The sequence below is a fragment of the Vibrio sp. SNU_ST1 genome, assembly GCF_030563405.1.
GTDB lineage: Bacteria > Pseudomonadota > Gammaproteobacteria > Enterobacterales > Vibrionaceae > Vibrio.
This window is the reverse complement of sequence record NZ_CP130748.1, coordinates 1334224-1351790: the sequence shown is the minus strand read 5'-3', so window position 1 is coordinate 1351790 and position 17567 is coordinate 1334224. Positions and strand designations below refer to the sequence as shown.

Genomic DNA, 17567 nt, shown 5'->3' with positions numbered 1-17567 from the left:
CCAATACTCTCGCCATAAAGCGTAGAGATTAGCCATAAAGCCTGTAGAGGAACTGAACTGCCTCCAATAGTTGGACACCAATTATTGGGGGCTTTTGATGTCCAAATATAGCCGAGAGCCAAATTGTATCATTGCTAAACAATGCTTAGGTGGCAAGTGATCTCACTATTTAGCAAAACGATATTCAATTCCTTCGAGACAAATACGATACTGGGTTCACGTCTTTGCCATCCATGGTACTGGTTTATGTTTACCAACTAAACATGTAAACGTGCTTAACAATTCAGAATTCAGATCAGCTTTTCTAACAATATGTCATAGTTGTAAGCCGCTTCGCTGTTAGATATAGCGTTGTTATCGACTTCAAATCGACCGCTACCGACTCAAGTCCTTTACTCCAAACCTTTTCTACTTGGTTGGTGTTAAACTGAATCTGTCTTGCTCAGATTTATGAAGTCTTTTATTTGATCAAGCATGGTTAGACTAACGCTCACTTGATGTTGGGATTCGGGTTGGTGACAAAGCAATACTGACTTATATAATCTCAAATCATATTTAACTTATACCCACTCAGTTGCTCTGGTTAACAACGCCTAAGCGCTTATTTTTATTTACGCGTTCATTTTTTATAGACGCTTTTTTATACGTGCGGGTATCATCGTATGAATTCACGAACATAACAAACACGAAGAGCTCAAAGAGAAATATGGAACAAATTTATTTAGCTGGTGGCTGCTTGTGGGGCGTACAAGAGTTCATCAAATATGTACCCGGAGTCATCAGCACAGAAGCAGGCCGTGCCAATGGCAGCGGCCAGCTAACAGAAAACGGAACAACACAAAGTAATGGCACACAAAGCGATTACGATGGTTACGCAGAGTGTGTGCAAATTGAGTTTGATCCGAGCATCACATCAGTCACGGTTTTGATGGAGCATCTGTTTGAGATCATCGACCCATACAGCGTAAACAAACAAGGGGTTGATGTCGGCGAGAAATACCGCACGGGTGTATACAGCACTAGCGCCCTGCACTTATCAGAAGCTGCGAACTACATTGCATCTCGTGACGACGCAGACCGTATCGCACTCGAGATATTGCCGTTAACTCACTATGTCGCGAGTGATGAGATCCACCAGCATCACCTAAGCCAATATCCTGAGGATCACCACTTGTGCAATATCCCTTGGGATCTGCTGCATAAATATAAATCTTAAGTTGAGTTCTATCGCCAATTTCGCACCGTATTATCGTAGGAACCGTGACTCAGCATCCAAGTACAATTATTCCTATAGTAGCCGCGCTTGATCAGACTCTATAATTACGCACTTTAACTAGTAATCAAGGGTTTGCTGAATTGATAACAAGCCCACCATTAACTTGGGAGAGAATTCATGGCTACATTAAATGAACAATTAGCAAAATTAAAAATCATCCCTGTAATCGCCATCAACCGTGCTGAAGATGCTATTCCTCTAGGAAAAATTCTGGTTGAAAACGGCATGCCATGTGCCGAAATCACACTACGTACTGAATGTGCAATCGAAGCAATTCACATCATGCGCAAAGCGTACCCAAACATGCTTATCGGCTCAGGTACTGTGCTGACTAACGAGCAAGTTGACGCGTCGATCGAAGCGGGCGTTGATTTCATTGTAAGCCCAGGTTTTAACCCACGTACTGTCCAATACTGTATCGACAAAGGTGTCGCTATCGTTCCGGGAGTAAACAACCCGAGCCTAGTTGAACAAGCCATGGAAATGGGGCTTCGCACATTGAAATTCTTCCCTGCCGAACCTTCGGGCGGGACTGCTATGCTTAAAGCACTAACAGCGGTGTACCCTGTCAAATTCATGCCCACTGGCGGTGTAAGTTTGAACAATGTCGATGATTACCTGTCAATCTCATCGGTGCTTGCGTGTGGCGGTACTTGGATGGTTCCAACGAGTCTTATTGATGACGGTAAGTGGGAAGAACTCGGAAAGCTTATTCGTGATGCCGTTGAGTCAGTTACTAACTAATACCAATCGTAAACTAGTACCAATCGTAGTAACTAATTCCAATCATAGTAACTAACTGGTCAACCTCGCTGGTTAAAGCTCATGTTGTTAGACAGCATGGGCTTTTTGTTGTTTTATCGAGGCTGTTAGTTTATCGAGGCTATTGGTTTATCGGGCTCATTCAGCAAGATTTAATAAAAAATAGGCCAGCATTGCTGGCCTATTTCGTTATGGTTTAATTATTCACTTCTAATCACTAGCGCTTATCAATTGAGCGTTAACCGTGAGTCATGACATTTTGCTGCACTAGCGCATCCAGAATATCAGAAGGCATGGTGCCATTTAACGTCAGCTGTGGTGCAAGATCTTCAACCACAATCACTTGCTCTGTAGTGCCTAAGCCATCAGGGTTAATCGTAAGTTCAATATCATCCCCGTCGACCTTCGCGTCAATGTGTTGCAGCAGTGTTGTTATATCTGGTGAGGCACTTTTGAGCTCAGGTAACACTTCTCTTAGATCGAGTTGGTCTCCTTCAGATAGGCTAAAGTCGGTAATCGTATCTTCAACACCATCTTCGATGTTGAACCATACAAACGAATCCATACCGTCGCCACCAGTCAGAATATCGGAACCGCCACCACCAATGAGCGTGTCGTTACCATCGCCGCCAACTAACGTATCGTCACCCGAACCACCTTCCAGACGATCATTTCCAGATCCCGCTGTCAGGTCGATATTGCCAGCCCCTGCCAATAACTGAACATCGTCGGTTTCTGTAGCTAAATCGATATCAACACCGTTAGACACAATGTTCAAGTTGAGGTCTATCGAAGCCGATGTTGCGGTATCGCTGTTATCTAGCTCTTCTGAAACCGCCTCCACTTTGAGTGTGTAGCTTCCCGGCGTTTCAGAAAGCCCGACCACTTTCACAGTGTCAATCGCATCCGCCGTAGCAATCCAAACACCACCACCGACATCAGTCACTGAACCCACATCACTCGTAATTTGAGCACCAACAGGCACATCACTGATGCGTAGCGTTAGCTCTTCCGTAATATCGGTCAAGGCAGCAATAATACCAACCAAAGGAACGCCGCTAGCGCTTACTGACTGGTTAGCGGTGATGTTTCTAACGTAGTTAGACGCAGTATCAATCGACAAGGTCGGCGAATTCGCCACAGATGTCACTGCGATATCATAGATAACAGGTGTGGTTTCTATGACGATACCTGAAGGGTTTCCGCTATCTTTCGCGATGACTTCCAAACCAATGTTATTGGTTGGAGACAAGCTCGCATCCAGATAAACACCCGCAGGGCTAGTCGGTGTGTCAATCAGTGCATTTAGGTCGCTCAAAGTACCTACTAAGATGACCGAACCTGTGTTGTTGCCATTAACCATCACCGTCGTCACTGCCGGAAGTAAAACATTCAATGTACCGTAATCCACTGTCAGCGTGACGGTCATGAGGTCATTAGAAAATGACTCAACATAATCAGGATCACTGACATTGATGCCACTCAGCAGCTGACCCGCGTCTTCATCAATAAGATCAGTGACGCCGTCACCATTGACAACAGGTGTATCGTTAACACCTTGTACCACAACGCTAATTTCCGCGGTATCCGTTAAAAAATCATTTGAGCCATTGGTTGTACCGTTATCTTCTACGGTATAGGTGAATGTAACATCGCCATTGTAATCATCGGCTGCCGTGAATACCCAGTATGGGCCATTAATCGAGTTGTCATCTGCCCCACCAACGTTCTCAAATTTCTGAATTTGCCCCTGACCTTGGTCGATAGCGACCTGAGTAACCGTAATGGCATGTCCCTCAGGGTCTGTCGTCGCTGTAATCAGGTCTTCAGCTTTGATGATTAGCTGACCTTCTTCAAGCATGGTGCCCAAATCAATATCGGTTGCCACGGGTTGGTCGTTCACTTCCGTCACTTTAATAGTGAAGGTAGCTTGATTCGTTTGAGCGGTATTCGGATCACCTGCATCAATCAAACCGTTATTACCACCGTCATCGATCGTAGCATTAATGGTCACTAACCCACCCTGATTGAGATAGTTCTGATCCGGGTCCGGTTTGAACGTAACCTCGCCATTAGTTAGAGCCGCATTTATGTCAGCTTCTTTACCTGTCATGACAAGTGAGCCATCAGCCTGCAATATAAATGTCACACCGTTGGATTGAGAGCTTGGAAGTACAAACTCGCCCTGCGCACCCGGCAGTGTTTGGTCCACTTTCAGCGTCAGTACATACGGGGCATCTGGATTATCAAAGTTAGCGTCGATATCGTAGATACTAAAGTTGTTAATCGCGACCCCATTAGAGTCTTCTGTCGTTTCAAGGTTAGTGACATTGACAAAGGTCGGTTGATCGTTGATAGGATCAATCACTAAATCAACATTGAAACTCGTTGGTGTGCCTAAATACTCCGTGTTATCAGCATCTGTATCCACAGAACGAACGGTAATCTGCAGTGGACCATTAATACCCAAAGCATTACCTGTATCACTATTATGTTCGCCAGAGTTAAATACGATCTTATCTAGCAACTGAGCTGGAACATCTAGAGTCCAAAGCTGTGTAGTTGGATCATAACTACCCAAGGACGTTCCGTCAGGATAGAAGATAGAAGCATCTTGAGGAACACCTGCCACTTCGACTCGAAGGGTTTCGGGTGCATTTTCGGTATACGTTCCGCTTCCTGTGGCCGACAACTCTTTATCTAAAATAGTCGCATTGATTTCTATATCAATATTCTGCCCTTCGTTGCCAGTGACAGTATCCGTCGGGTTAGTATCAACATCGTCACCAACTGGCACCACATGCAGTTTGAAGCTTGGTAAGTTTGCAGCCGCAGTCGGTACGCCAAGTAGCGACTCTTGAGTGAACACTTCAACACCAAACTCAGCAGTACCACTGAAGTTTTTAGGCGGTAAAATAGAAATTTCACTTAAGTCGAATGAAAGCCCAGAAGCTTGAGGCAATTGAACACTCCACTCACCGCCACCGTTGTTTTTCACAGTGTAAGCTGAGCCAGCATCTACACGCATCTGGAAGCCATCAGGTACATCGGTGAACTTAATCGATACAAACTGTTCTGATCCATCAAGGTCAGTCAGTGCAATCGATACAGGTCCTGTACCTGACAAGGAAATAAGTTGGTCTTCGTTACCAGTAATCTCGATTACATCAGGATCACTACCCGGCCCAGAGACAAGTACATCATCGACAACCGGAACAACATCAAAACGAACACTTGTATTAAAGATATCGGAGTCACTTGCCGTGCCTACCGGAGAGGCTGAATCATTGTAGGTTGCGGTATCTGTGACGATACCACTAACATTAACCTGAACTTGGTTAATATCATTTCCAGTTGGGTAGTTTTCTATCGCCCTAAAGAGTACATTATCGAGCGCCCCCGCCGCGATTTCAGCTTGGTTAAACGTTACTGAAGTACCGAGTGATGTGCCCGTATTGTCATAGAATGCCCCTATTGAGGGGTCATCCAATGTCAAGGTAATAGACGAAAACGCTTCTTGACCGCCTTCAACGCCTGAGACTTGATCCGAAATAGTCGAATTGAAGTCGAGTTGAATGTAGGTGTCTTCGTAACCCACCGGATCTTGTCCAGCCTGACCATCGTTATCGACTGGGTTAAAGGCATCATCAAGAGAACCCACGACATTCACCTCAATCGTAGGGTCCGTCTCCGCATCTGGCGCTACTTTGATGACGACTTCGGTAACTAAAGTTTTCTCATCACCAGAGAGCGTATCTTTGGTCACGATTGTTAGTGGTAATCTAAAGTCACCAGAGTAGTCTGCCGGCAAGTTAAGTAACAGCCCTGAGAAATCAGTTGGAACGCCCTGTTCAACGGTTGTTTCGAATACATACTTCCCATTAACAAAATCGACTTCACTGCTTCCCGCTAAACTAATTGGGAAAGTGACTCCTGGGTTAATGGTCACGGAGTCATCAATGATAATGGTCACTTGGTCTACCGAAGCATCTTCTCCAGAGAAAGTGATCAAACTATCTAGAGCAGACCCCAAATCTAGTTGTGTGTCCTCGATAGCGTCGACAACACTGTTTGGTGTCATCGCAATGTCTGCAGCAACCTGTGTACTCCCAGAAACGACTTGAGGGAATGTTAGGGTTACTTGCCCGTCTCTACGAGCCGCTGCAGATGCTTCAACCTCAACACCATCACCTCGGTCAATTACTGTGCTAAAGATGTCCATATTGATATCATTAAGCCCGTTGGCCCCGTTACTTCCTGAAGGAAAAACAAGACCATTCGGAGCACTGATGCTAAACAAGTCCTCATTCGTCACAACCCAACGACCATCGCCTTCATAAGCCGCGCCAATAACGAGTAATTGATTCAATACGTCATCTGACAATGGAGTCTTATTCATGTCATTATTCGTTAATTGAATAACCAGTTGGTCAACTTCCTCAATAGCAGACGATGCATCGGTTTCTTGATATCGAATAACAAATTCATCCGTGGCGGATGGATTGTCGCTGTTGGTTGTAAACTTAAGTACACCAGTAAGAGGATCGGCGGCCACGGTTGCCAAAGAGCCAGTTCCCGCCACGTCGTCGACGATAAGCTGATTATCGATACCGTCATGAGGCTCAACAACGGGCCTTACGATAACATCGATCGTACCTGTAACCGTCGCAGTCACAATACCCTCACCAGGGTTAGAAGAGTCCACATATTCGTGATCACGCTCCTCAACGTCTACCTCTGTAGTCAATGTAAAATCAACGCTAGAGTCAGTTGGCGGAGTCATTTGAATAAAGTTATTCGACAATGCAATTTGGGTAAATTGTTCCGGCGTTTGATTCGCGTCTTTAGGGGTAATAGTTAACGTACCCACACCATCATTCACAACAGTCACATCGCCATTTACGGTGGGTGTGACACCCGGTGGAATACCGGAAATCTTAATTGAAGTGAAGTGCTCATCAGAGTCGATATAGTCAACGCCTTCAGGATGCCAATCGATGTTGATAGCAGTATCTTCGTTCCCGTTTGTGACGTTGTTGTAGATTGCAGAGGTGTCGATGATAGGCTCAACCAATACTCGAATTTCCTGATCAAAAGTCAGAGTGTGGCCGTCGTTTTCAGTTACGATGACTTTACCTTGAATGTGGATATTCTCAGTTGAAGAGTCGACGGGTCTAATTCGAATACCTGAGATTCTACCCACCTCTGTAATATTGGCTTCATATATCGGTTTAGATAAATCAGGGCTTCCACCCGGCCCGGTTTCGTAACCCACAAAGTTAAGATCAATAACCGTACCGTCACCATCCTCGATTATAACGCCATCAGGAATACCCGATAAGATGACCGTTATTGATTCAGAACCATCGTCCGGTAATGGTGTAGTGCCTGTATCAGGCTTTCTCTCACCCGACAATACCGTGAAGTCAAGCAGAGCAAAGCTGTCGCCGTTTTGACTCTCTTGAATCGTAGTTTGAACGCCGCTTGCAGTACCATCTGTAATTGCGGTCCAATCGGTACCATTCGTCCCACCATACGGTGTGTCAGCAACCCCTTTCACTTCAACGTTAACCGTTTTAGTACCGAGTATTTCTACATCGACTTGTTGTGGGTTGGTTGACAGGTTTGCAGTGTCCTTCACTACACCTGTAACATCAAAAGTGAAATCCACATTGCTGTGTTTAGTTGGAACCACCTCAACATTAGCCAAATCGGAATACGCTATTTCGTGGTAATTGGTACCACTGACAATAGGAACTACCGTGGTTGTACCTACAAAGTAAAGCACTGCGCCTTCTGTAATATTACTGATACGAACAAACAGTTCTTCAGAGCCATCCGTATCTACCGATCCTGTCATGGTGATGACTTCATCTAACGTGAATGCATCTTTGTTAGCTAGCGAACCCATGTAATCAGGATCATCTATATTGTCTTCGTTAATCTGAATACGATTAACACTGAACTTTCCAGCATCCGCGTCAGCAGTGACATCAATAATGATGTTTTGCTCTACAGAACGGGCCTCAGTTTTATCATTTGCTCCGCCGTTGGTAGTATCTTCATAAGGATTCAGTGTTTCTTCTGTAACCGCTGTTGCTTTAAATTTAATCTGACCCGAGAAATTATCAATAGGGTTAACCACGGTGGTGTTAATGTCTTCTGCTGCTATTTTATATACACCATCCGCCGTCAGAGTAAGCACATTGCCGTCTTTATCAAGAAGCTCAAACTTCCCGTCGCCTTCGATAACTTCTAACTCATAGGTGATCGTTTCAGTTTGAGTGTTATCTTGTGATTCTGCATTCAGCTGTAATGTGACATTGTCTTCATCTTCATTGACTTGATACTGATAAGTGCTATTGCCATCATCCCAAGTAGCAATATCCGCTACCGCTTCAATCTCGATTTTGAAGCTTGAGTTTACTTTGTGGTCAAGAGTGCCTCCATTATCGATCTCCAATTGATAGCGGATCTCAACGCCATTACTATCTGAACCATAGTTTTGGTCAGGAACGAAATAAAGGTTTTCGATGGTTGCAATGGTTTGTCTTACTTCACTTGGGTTTAAAGCATAGCTTTGTTGCATTTGAGGCGGTCCAAATAATATTTGACCGTTAGTTTCAGGCGTTAACTTGTGATACTCACCACCCTCAAAGTAATAGAACGTGCCTCTATGGTTACTGTTTTTTATAATCAGTTGACCGATAGACTCGCTGTTATCCCTGTCATTCAGGTTAACCTGAAGCGCAACTTGAGCTGGTGCATTAGGCAAGCCACTTTGGTTATCTTGTATGTTCTCAAGAATCGGAGCATCACCTGGGGCGTATGGTATCGTTGAATCTCTACCCGCATCCTCGAAGGTGGTCACTGTCAGTGCGATTCTTGACGAGTTTCGATCTGTGATGGTGATATCTAACGGTGTTTCAGAGGTATCTAAATCGCTATCGGTCGCAATCACGTTAATAGAGAATTTGATTTCATCGCCAACGTGCTCTAAGTAATTATTGGCTCTAAACTCTATCTCACCATTTGAGTTTATTTTCAGTCGACCCAGCTCTCGAGGATCAACAGCGCCATTGATCTGCTCATATACTCGTACCTCTTGAGTACCACTATTTAAATCGAAGTCACTACTGTAAGGCCCACTGTTCCCAGAACGGAAAACAATTCCACTTCCATCAAAGGCCTGAATTTTGCTCAGTTCAGCGCCATCAGCGCCTACATCAGTGGCATCAGCAAACATATCGACTATAGAACCGCGGTAGCCCTGACCTTCAACACGAGCAATCGATTGTGTTGTCACTAATGGAACATCATCAGTAACCGTGATTTTGAGATCAATCGCATTCGATTGGTCTTGGTCAAAATCTTCAGCAACGATTGAGAAATCAAGATCTATCGCGTTCTCGTTTGCACCGTCAGGATGCTTCAGTGGCTTAAATAATTCGAATTGATAGCTGTTATCAGAGGTATCGAAAATAATCTCGAACACCGCTTCATTACTCGTCACCGTTTGAGCAACGTATGTGAATTTTGTGCCGTTTTGTGAAACAGCTAGCCACTCTAAGCTTTCTCCATCGGAGGTTAAACCGGTCAAGACTAAATCTTCATCAACCAGTTCATACTTCACAACGCCATCGGCACCTTCATCGACGGTGAACAGTCCATTGATGATAGTGTCGTCAAATTGATCCGAACCTATACCAGAAAGATCGTCTTCATCGACAACCGTTTCGCCCGTCGGCGGCGTCATTACCGGAACATCATCAATGACTTGAATTGGTAATTGATACTGGTTGGAATCATCGCCATCACCGTCTACCGCCACAACATCAAATGGTATGGTTAGGTTATTTGATCCAGTAGCGTGATTTAGAGGGCCAAGTAAAGTGAATGTGTATGACCCATCGTTACCCAGCGCAAGAGTAAAAATCGGAGTCCCGCTTGTGGTCGCACCTTGGTAGGTGGTTGTGTTCGCAGCCCCTGTGACCTCAGTGATCGAAATCGCTTCGTTGCCTGATGTCAGAGTAGTTTCTAGAGTGGCTACGTTACGCAGTTCGTAAACCTCGACTTGGTCTGCACCTTCTGTGGTCACAAGCGAACCTGTCGCTTGAGCCACAACAGAGCCTAAATCATCTTCATCAACAACAAACGTACTCGCGACTGTTGTATCCGTAATGACGGGTACATCATCAGTAATAGTCACCGTAAGAGCCTTAATTACTGAATCAGTATTGTCTTTGTCAACCGCAATAACTGGCAAGGTAAAGATTTGATCGTTATTGCCCTGTCCTGGCAGGTGCTCTAACTCTTCTAACAATGTGAAGGTATATTGACCAAGCACCAAACTATCAAAAGTGATGGTGAAAATGTCCGTTTGGACACCACCGTTTTCTACGAAGCCAATATAATTGTCGCTGTTTAGAGGATCTTCTTTTAGCTTAACAACCAGACCATCCGATTTTAGGTCCCCAGTTGTGTTGAACTGCGCAGTATCAATACGGAAGTGGTTCACATCATCACTACCAGATGTAAACGTCATTGTTCCGGTTTGAGTGACCGTTATGCTCGGAGAGGTGCCATCAAGCAAGTTTGCTTCAGCCAAGGCGACTGGTGGTATGTTATCAATAACAGGTGGAGCACCATCTGAAATGGTAAGCGTAACGGTCGACGTGACTTCGTCACCATCTTTATCTTCAGACGTGACCGTAATAGTCTTAACAATATCGCCCCCTGAATGGTTGAGGTTGCGATTAGGTTCGAAACGGACATCACCTTCTAGAGTGATATACAGTTTACCTTCAGCAACAGGGAAAACCTGCTCTCCGGTTGTCCCCTGAACTAACGTGTACACGTTGTTATCGTAAGTAAACTGGGTAATCGTTGCCCCATCGGCACTTTGGTTTGGCATCACATCGACAGTACCTGTCGTAACAACACCAGCAGCCAAATCAGCCACCGTTGGTTCAGTAATAGTCAGCGTTTGATTTTGCATGCCTTGAACATCATCGCTGACCGTCACTTTCAATGGCGACATTAATGAATCATCACCATCCCGGTCTACCGCATAAACGGGCAGTTCAAAGCTCAGATCGTTCTTTGCTTGGCCATCAGCATGATCTAATGCTTCAAGTAAAGTAAAGGTGTACTCACCAACCGTGCTAGTAGAGAAGCTAATCGTAAAGACAGGAACTTCAGGGTTGGCTCCATCTTTCACAAAGCCGATGTACGCACCAACCGTGTTTGGATCAGCTTTAAGCTCAACGACCAACCCATTCGATTTGAGTGTGTCGTTGGTATTAAATAAGCTTGGCTCAATGCGGAAACTAGTTACATTGTCGCTTTGATTGGTAAACGAGATCGTCTCGGTTTGACTCACAGGCACGGAGCTTGCTGCCGAGCCATCTATAAGGTTAGATTCGGATAAAGTGACGCTTGGAATGGTGTTGATGATTGGAATATCACCATCGGTGATGGTCAAAGTAACGGTGGATGTCACCGGATCTTTATCAAAGTCACTTGACGTCACTACGATTGTTTTAACGATGTCTTCGTTGTTTGTATGATCTAAATTTCGATTGGGCTCAAAGCGCACTTGACCTTGCAGGGTGATGACTAACGTCCCTTCAGTGAAACCGAACCGCTGCTCACCAGTATCTGTTTGAACCAATGTTCTAAGTTGTCCGTCATAAACGAACTGAGTGATTGTTGCACCATCTGCACTTTGCACTGGCATCACATCGACAGTGCCTGTCGTAACAACACCGGCAGCTAAATCAGCCACCGTTGGCTCTGTAATACTCAGCGTTTGATTTTGCATGCCTTGAACATCATCGCTGACCGTCACTTTCAATGGCGACATCAATGAGTCGTCACCATCACGGTCGACAGCAAACACCGGCAGTTCAAAGCTTAGGTCGTTTTTATTGCCTGCATCAGGATGGTCTAATGCTTCAAGTAGCGTAAAGGTATACTCACCAACCGTGCTAGTAGAGAAGCTAATAGTAAAGACCGGAACTTCTGGGTTGGCTCCATCTTTCACAAAGCCGATGTACGCACCAGTCGTGTTTGGATCAGCCTTAAGCTCAACGACCAACCCATTCGACGTAAGTGTGTCGTTGGTATTAAATAAGCTTGGCTCAATGCGGAAACTAGTCACATTGTCGCTTTGATTGGTAAACGAGATCGTCTCGGTTTGACTCACTGGCACGGAGCTTGCTGCCGAGCCATCTATAAGGTTAGATTCGGATAAAGTGACGCTTGGAATGATGTTGATGATTGGAATATCACCATCGGTGATGGTCAAAGTAACGGTGGATGTCACCGGATCTTTATCAAAGTCACTTGAAGTCACTAATATCGTCTTAACAATATTTTCGTTGTTCGTGTGGTCTAAATTTCGATTGGGTTCAAAGCGTATTTCACCTTCAAGGGTAACGAACAGTTTGCCCTCTGGTACAGTAATAAGCTGCTCTCCCGTTAAGCTCTGATCCAAGGTGTAAACGGTATTATCATACGTGATCTGGGTAATGGTCGCGCCATCTGCACTTTGCACTGGCATCACATCAACCGTGCCTGTCGTAACAACACCGGCAGCTAAATCTGCAACCGTTGGCTCTGTAATACTCAGCGTTTGATTTTGCATGCCTTGAACATCATCGCTGACCGTCACTTTCAATGGAGACATCAGTGAATCGTCACCATCACGATCGACAGCAAACACCGGCAGTTCAAAGCTTAGGTCGTTTTTATTGCCTGCATCAGGATGGTCTAATGCTTCAAGTAGCGTAAAGGTATACTCACCAACCGTGCTAGTAGAGAAGCTAATAGTAAAGACCGGAACCTCTGGGTTGGCTCCATCTTTCACAAAACCTATGTACTGGTTGCTGTTTTGTGGATCGATTCGTAAATCGACGGCTAACCCACCCGATTTAAGCGTGTCGTTGGTGTTGAATTGAGCAGGATCGATACGGAATTTGACTACATCATCACTTTGATTGGTGAACTGAATCGTCTCCGTTTGACTCACAGGGGCGTTGCTTGCTGTTGAGCCATCTGCAAGATTAGATTCAGATAGAGACACGCTTGGAATGGCATTTATGATTGGAATATCGCCATCGGTGATGGTCAAAGTGACGGTGGATGTCACCGGATCTTTATCAAAGTCACTTGAAGTTACTACTATCGTCTTAACGATGTCTTCGTTGTTTGTATGATCTAAATTACGATTGGGCTCAAAGCGTATTTCACCTTCAAGGGTAACGAACAGTTTACCCTCAGGTGCAGTAATAAGCTGCTCTCCCGTTAAGCCCTGATTCAAGGTGTAAACGGTATTATCATACGTGATCTGGGTAATGGTCGCGCCATCTGCACTTTGCACTGGCATCACATCGACAGTGCCTGTCGTAACAACACCGGCAGCTAAGTCTGCAACCGTTGGCTCTGTAATACTCAGCGTTTGATTTTGCATGCCTTGAACATCATCGCTGACCGTCACTTTCAATGGAGACATCAGTGAATCGTCACCGTCACGATCGACAGCAAACACCGGCAGTTCAAAACTTAGGTCGTTTTTATTGCCTGCATCAGGATGGTCTAATGCTTCAAGTAGCGTAAAGGTATACCCACCAACCGTGCTAGTAGAGAAGCTAATAGTAAAGACCGGAATCTCTGGGTTGGCTCCATCTTTCACAAAACCTATGTACTGGTTGCTGTTTTGTGGATCGATTCGTAAGTCGACGGCTAACCCACCCGATTTAAGCGTGTCGTTGGTGTTGAATTGAGCAGGATCGATACGGAATTTGACTACATCATCACTTTGATTGGTGAACTGAATCGTCTCCGTTTGACTCACAGGGGCGTTGCTTGCTGCTGAGCCATCTGCAAGCTTAGATTCTGATAGAGACACGCTTGGAATGGCATTTATGATTGGAATATCGCCATCGGTGATGGTCAAAGTGACGGTGGATGTCACCGGATCTTTATCAAAGTCACTTGAAGTTACTACTATCGTCTTAACGATGTCTTCGTTGTTTGTATGATCTAAATTACGATTGGGCTCAAAGCGTATTTCACCTTCAAGGGTAACGAACAGTTTACCCTCAGGTACAGTAATAAGCTGCTCTCCCGTTAAGCCCTGATTCAAGGTGTAAACGGTATTATCATACGTGATCTGGGTAATGGTCGCGCCATCAGCACTCTGATCAGGCATCACATCAATGGTGGCAGTCGTCACCTTACCAGCAGCCAAATCCGCAACCGTCGGTTCAATAATATTGAGCACACCATCTTTCATGATTTGCACATCATCACCGATGATCATTGTAAGCGGGGAAATTTGCGAACTATCGCCATCGCTATCAACGGCATACACTGGTAGTTCAAAGCTCAGATCGTTATTGTCTAAACCATCCACATGGTCCAGAGCTTCAAACAAAGTAAAGGTATATTCACCTAGTGTGCTTGTAGAGAAGCTAATCGTGAATACTGGGACATCAGGGTTTACCCCGTCGTTAACAAAACCTATATAAGTACCTAAGTTCTGAGGATCTTCCTTGAGTTCAACGACAAGCCCATTCGATTTGAGCGTATCATTAGTATTAAACAAGTTTGGATCAATTCGAAAACTCGCGACATCATCACTACCGGCTGTAAACGTAATCGTTTCAGTGGCGCTAACCGCATTTCCGCTTGGCGAAGATCCATCACCAAGATTCGTTTCAGATAACGTCACTGGTGGAACTAAGTTAATTACCGGATCTTGGCCATCAGTAATACTAAGATCAAGCGTAGAGAAACTCTCGTCTCCATCAGCATCTTCAGCTAAAAAGGCAAATTGTTTTACTATGGTTTCGCTGCTTGAGTGGTTGATATCACGAGCGACTTCAAAACTAAAATCACCATTGAGTGAAATCGTTGCAACCCCTTCTGTAAATGGGAAAGTTTGTCCCGCATCTGGAAGTAAACTTTGGTCTAACTTATATTCAACCCCATCGTAAGACAATGATTGGATTGTCGAACCATCCGCGCCCTCGAAGTTGAATAGATTATAAGAAACAACAGTATCACCCGCCAAAGTCGGTTCATCGACGGAAATGACATTATCGATGAGTTCGACCACATCATCTTTTACACTGATTAAGATCTCAGCAGCTTCTGGTGTATTTGACCCACCAGATAGTGCAGAGCGGTCACCATCCGCGTCAACCGCATAAATGGGCAATACAAAGGTTAGTAACTCACCTTCAGCACCTTGGTGTGAAAGCGATTCGTACAGAGTAAATTCATAATTTCCCAATGATGGACTATCGACTTTAACGTCAAAGACCGTAATTCGAGATCCATTGACCTCAACATAACCTTCATACGTTCTCACACCATTGGTTTGACTAACTAACTCTAATTGAACGGCAGCACCATTAGAAACCAAGGAGCCCGTTGTATTAAATTCAGTCGGTTCAAGTTCATAATGGTCAATAATGTCACTTTCAAAAACACTTGCTGTGATACTGCCAACACCACCTACTGGGGCTGTCTCTTCTTGTGAGCCGCCAACAATGCCTGACTCATCAACATCAATGCCATCAACATTAATAATGAACGGGCTATCGCCATCAGAGATATCTACCTTAATCGTATTCGTTACGACATCCTGGTCAAAATCGGTAACCGTGATCGGTAGAGAGAATGAAAGCGTGTCGGAGCTCACTTCTTCTATTGGTTTAAACTGTTGGAAATTATAGGTGCCATCGGTATCGAGGGAGATTGTGAGAACAACCTCACCTCTCCCTTGAATAGACAGAGTGATCGTTGTTCCGTCATCAGACAGTCTTGCAACCGTATTTTGGTTATCACTGAGCAACCCATCAAACTCTTCTAACGCGCTTGCATCAAAGACTGCAGATTGAAGTTTATCACTTCCAATATTAGAAAAAGTGCCTTCAATAGGTGCACTACTCGTTTCTACATTATTGATATTAACGCTTTCAGCAGACGGATTCGCCCCGTCAAATAAAGTAACCAGCGCATTAATGGGTGATGCTATTGGATTTCCTGCGGAGTCTTCACCTTGAATATCAAAAGCAAAGTTAATTTGATCGCCAGTATAAGAGACCTGCCCACCACCGATAGACGGAACATGATCAATAGATTGAGAAATCGTGGTGGTTAACGAGATATCGATATTATTGCCAACACTAGTAGCATCAATATCGATACGTAATACTTCGTCAGTACCTTGGACACCAACAATGGAATTCGTCACCGAGTCGTAAGTAAACGTGACAACTTGGCCGCTTGATGTAATGTCGTTATTAAGCTCACTTAGGAGTGAAGCAAGGGAGAGTGTGTCTGGGACAAAAGAGTCTGGGTCTAGAGCTAAGCTGCCCGCAATAATCGTTTCTGTGGTCGTAATAGATTGGGGGTAGGTATTGCCAGAAATGGAACCTTCAGTGACTGATTCGCTGATCGATTGACCACCAGCCGAACGGGTGATCGTTCTAAATTCCTCTCGAGTTTCCTCTACCTCTTCTTTCGCAAGCCCTGATGTCTCAAAGAATGTCGAGGGCTGAGTTTGAATATTATTGTATTCAATCGTAACAAAGCCAGCATTTGCAGACCCTAGCCCTTCACCAGCAGCCGTTGCTTCCAAAATTTCAGTCGGATCGGCGCCGCCTAAAATAGCTTCTTGGATTGCCGCAATATCATCGTCAGTAAAGGCTCCGTCGTCAGACTGCTCTAGATCGAAATTGACCTCTCCGGCGATAGGGGCATCAACCCAAGACAATTCCTGATCAATACATCCAACACAATTATCGCCAACCAGAACCTCACCATTTGGAGCACCTAATACAAGTTCTGCATTATTTGCGGTAATGACTATCTCATTTTCACGGATGATATCGCCAACTAGAACTTTTGTTGGGTTGCCGTCAGGTGTTACTACAACCACATCCCCACTTACTGCTTCAACAACCGCAGCTTGGCGCGAAACCTCAATATCCATATATCCCCCGTTATCACAAGCACTCTTATCTAGAGCTGTATAAATTATTTTTGCTAATCATTACAGGCTTTAATCAAATTCATACTTACCCCTCATCAATGGCCAATCTTTTGTTGTGCCTCTTCGAGTTGAAAAGAGATAAGTATTTAACCTGTTTTTTTATAGTTTACTTACTGTTAAGCCTAGTCTTCCCCATAAAAAATGCCATGTCTGTGCTAAGAGACTCCTTTTCACAAATTCACTTATTCTCTATGAGTTTCTAAAACACAAATTAAACGTTAGTAGTGCATTGATTTATATGCACATAAACTCACAGCGATATTGCATCTCTTTAATCCTATAAAGATATACAGGAATAAAGTAGATAAATCATGAGCGAATATAAGACATTGCTTGAGGCAAACGATGCGATGGTAATAAAGCAGAGAGCAGTCCCAAATTTGAGACAGTGTTCAGCACAAAGCGGATGAGAAACCATTTATTAAGCGTATATTTCGCCAGTTTTATATATACCCATCAACA

General features: G+C 44.4%; 3 protein-coding genes and 2 pseudogenes. 3 read left to right on the top strand and 2 right to left on the bottom strand.

Features of this window, described 5'->3' with window-relative positions; genetic code table 11:
* Positions 1 to 97: 97 nt before the first annotated feature.
* Positions 98 to 265: pseudogene (locus Q5H80_RS21135) on the top strand (helix-turn-helix domain-containing protein); the annotation flags it as partial.
* Between the two features lie 31 nt (positions 266 to 296).
* On the opposite strand, the pseudogene Q5H80_RS05920 reads toward Q5H80_RS21135, so the two are convergent.
* Positions 297 to 442 (bottom strand): annotated as a pseudogene (locus Q5H80_RS05920) (kinase); the annotation flags it as partial.
* 264 nt (positions 443 to 706) lie between these two features.
* Between Q5H80_RS05920 and Q5H80_RS05915 the strand changes: the two are divergent.
* Both Q5H80_RS05915 and Q5H80_RS05910 read left to right on the top strand, forming a co-directional pair.
* Positions 707 to 1216, top strand: coding sequence for a peptide-methionine (S)-S-oxide reductase (locus Q5H80_RS05915; protein ID WP_304569209.1), 510 nt, complete (start codon positions 707 to 709; stop codon positions 1214 to 1216).
* A gap of 177 nt (positions 1217 to 1393) precedes the next feature.
* Positions 1394 to 2020: a bifunctional 4-hydroxy-2-oxoglutarate aldolase/2-dehydro-3-deoxy-phosphogluconate aldolase gene (locus Q5H80_RS05910; protein ID WP_304569208.1), complete on the top strand. Its 627-nt coding sequence runs from the start codon at positions 1394 to 1396 to the stop codon at positions 2018 to 2020.
* A 256-nt stretch (positions 2021 to 2276) separates the two neighbouring features.
* On the opposite strand, the gene Q5H80_RS05905 is transcribed toward Q5H80_RS05910, so the two are convergent.
* Complete coding sequence (locus Q5H80_RS05905; RefSeq protein ID WP_304569207.1) at positions 2277 to 17045, bottom strand: retention module-containing protein; 14769 nt, start codon at positions 17043 to 17045, stop codon at positions 2277 to 2279.
* Between the last annotated feature and the right edge of the window lie 522 nt (positions 17046 to 17567).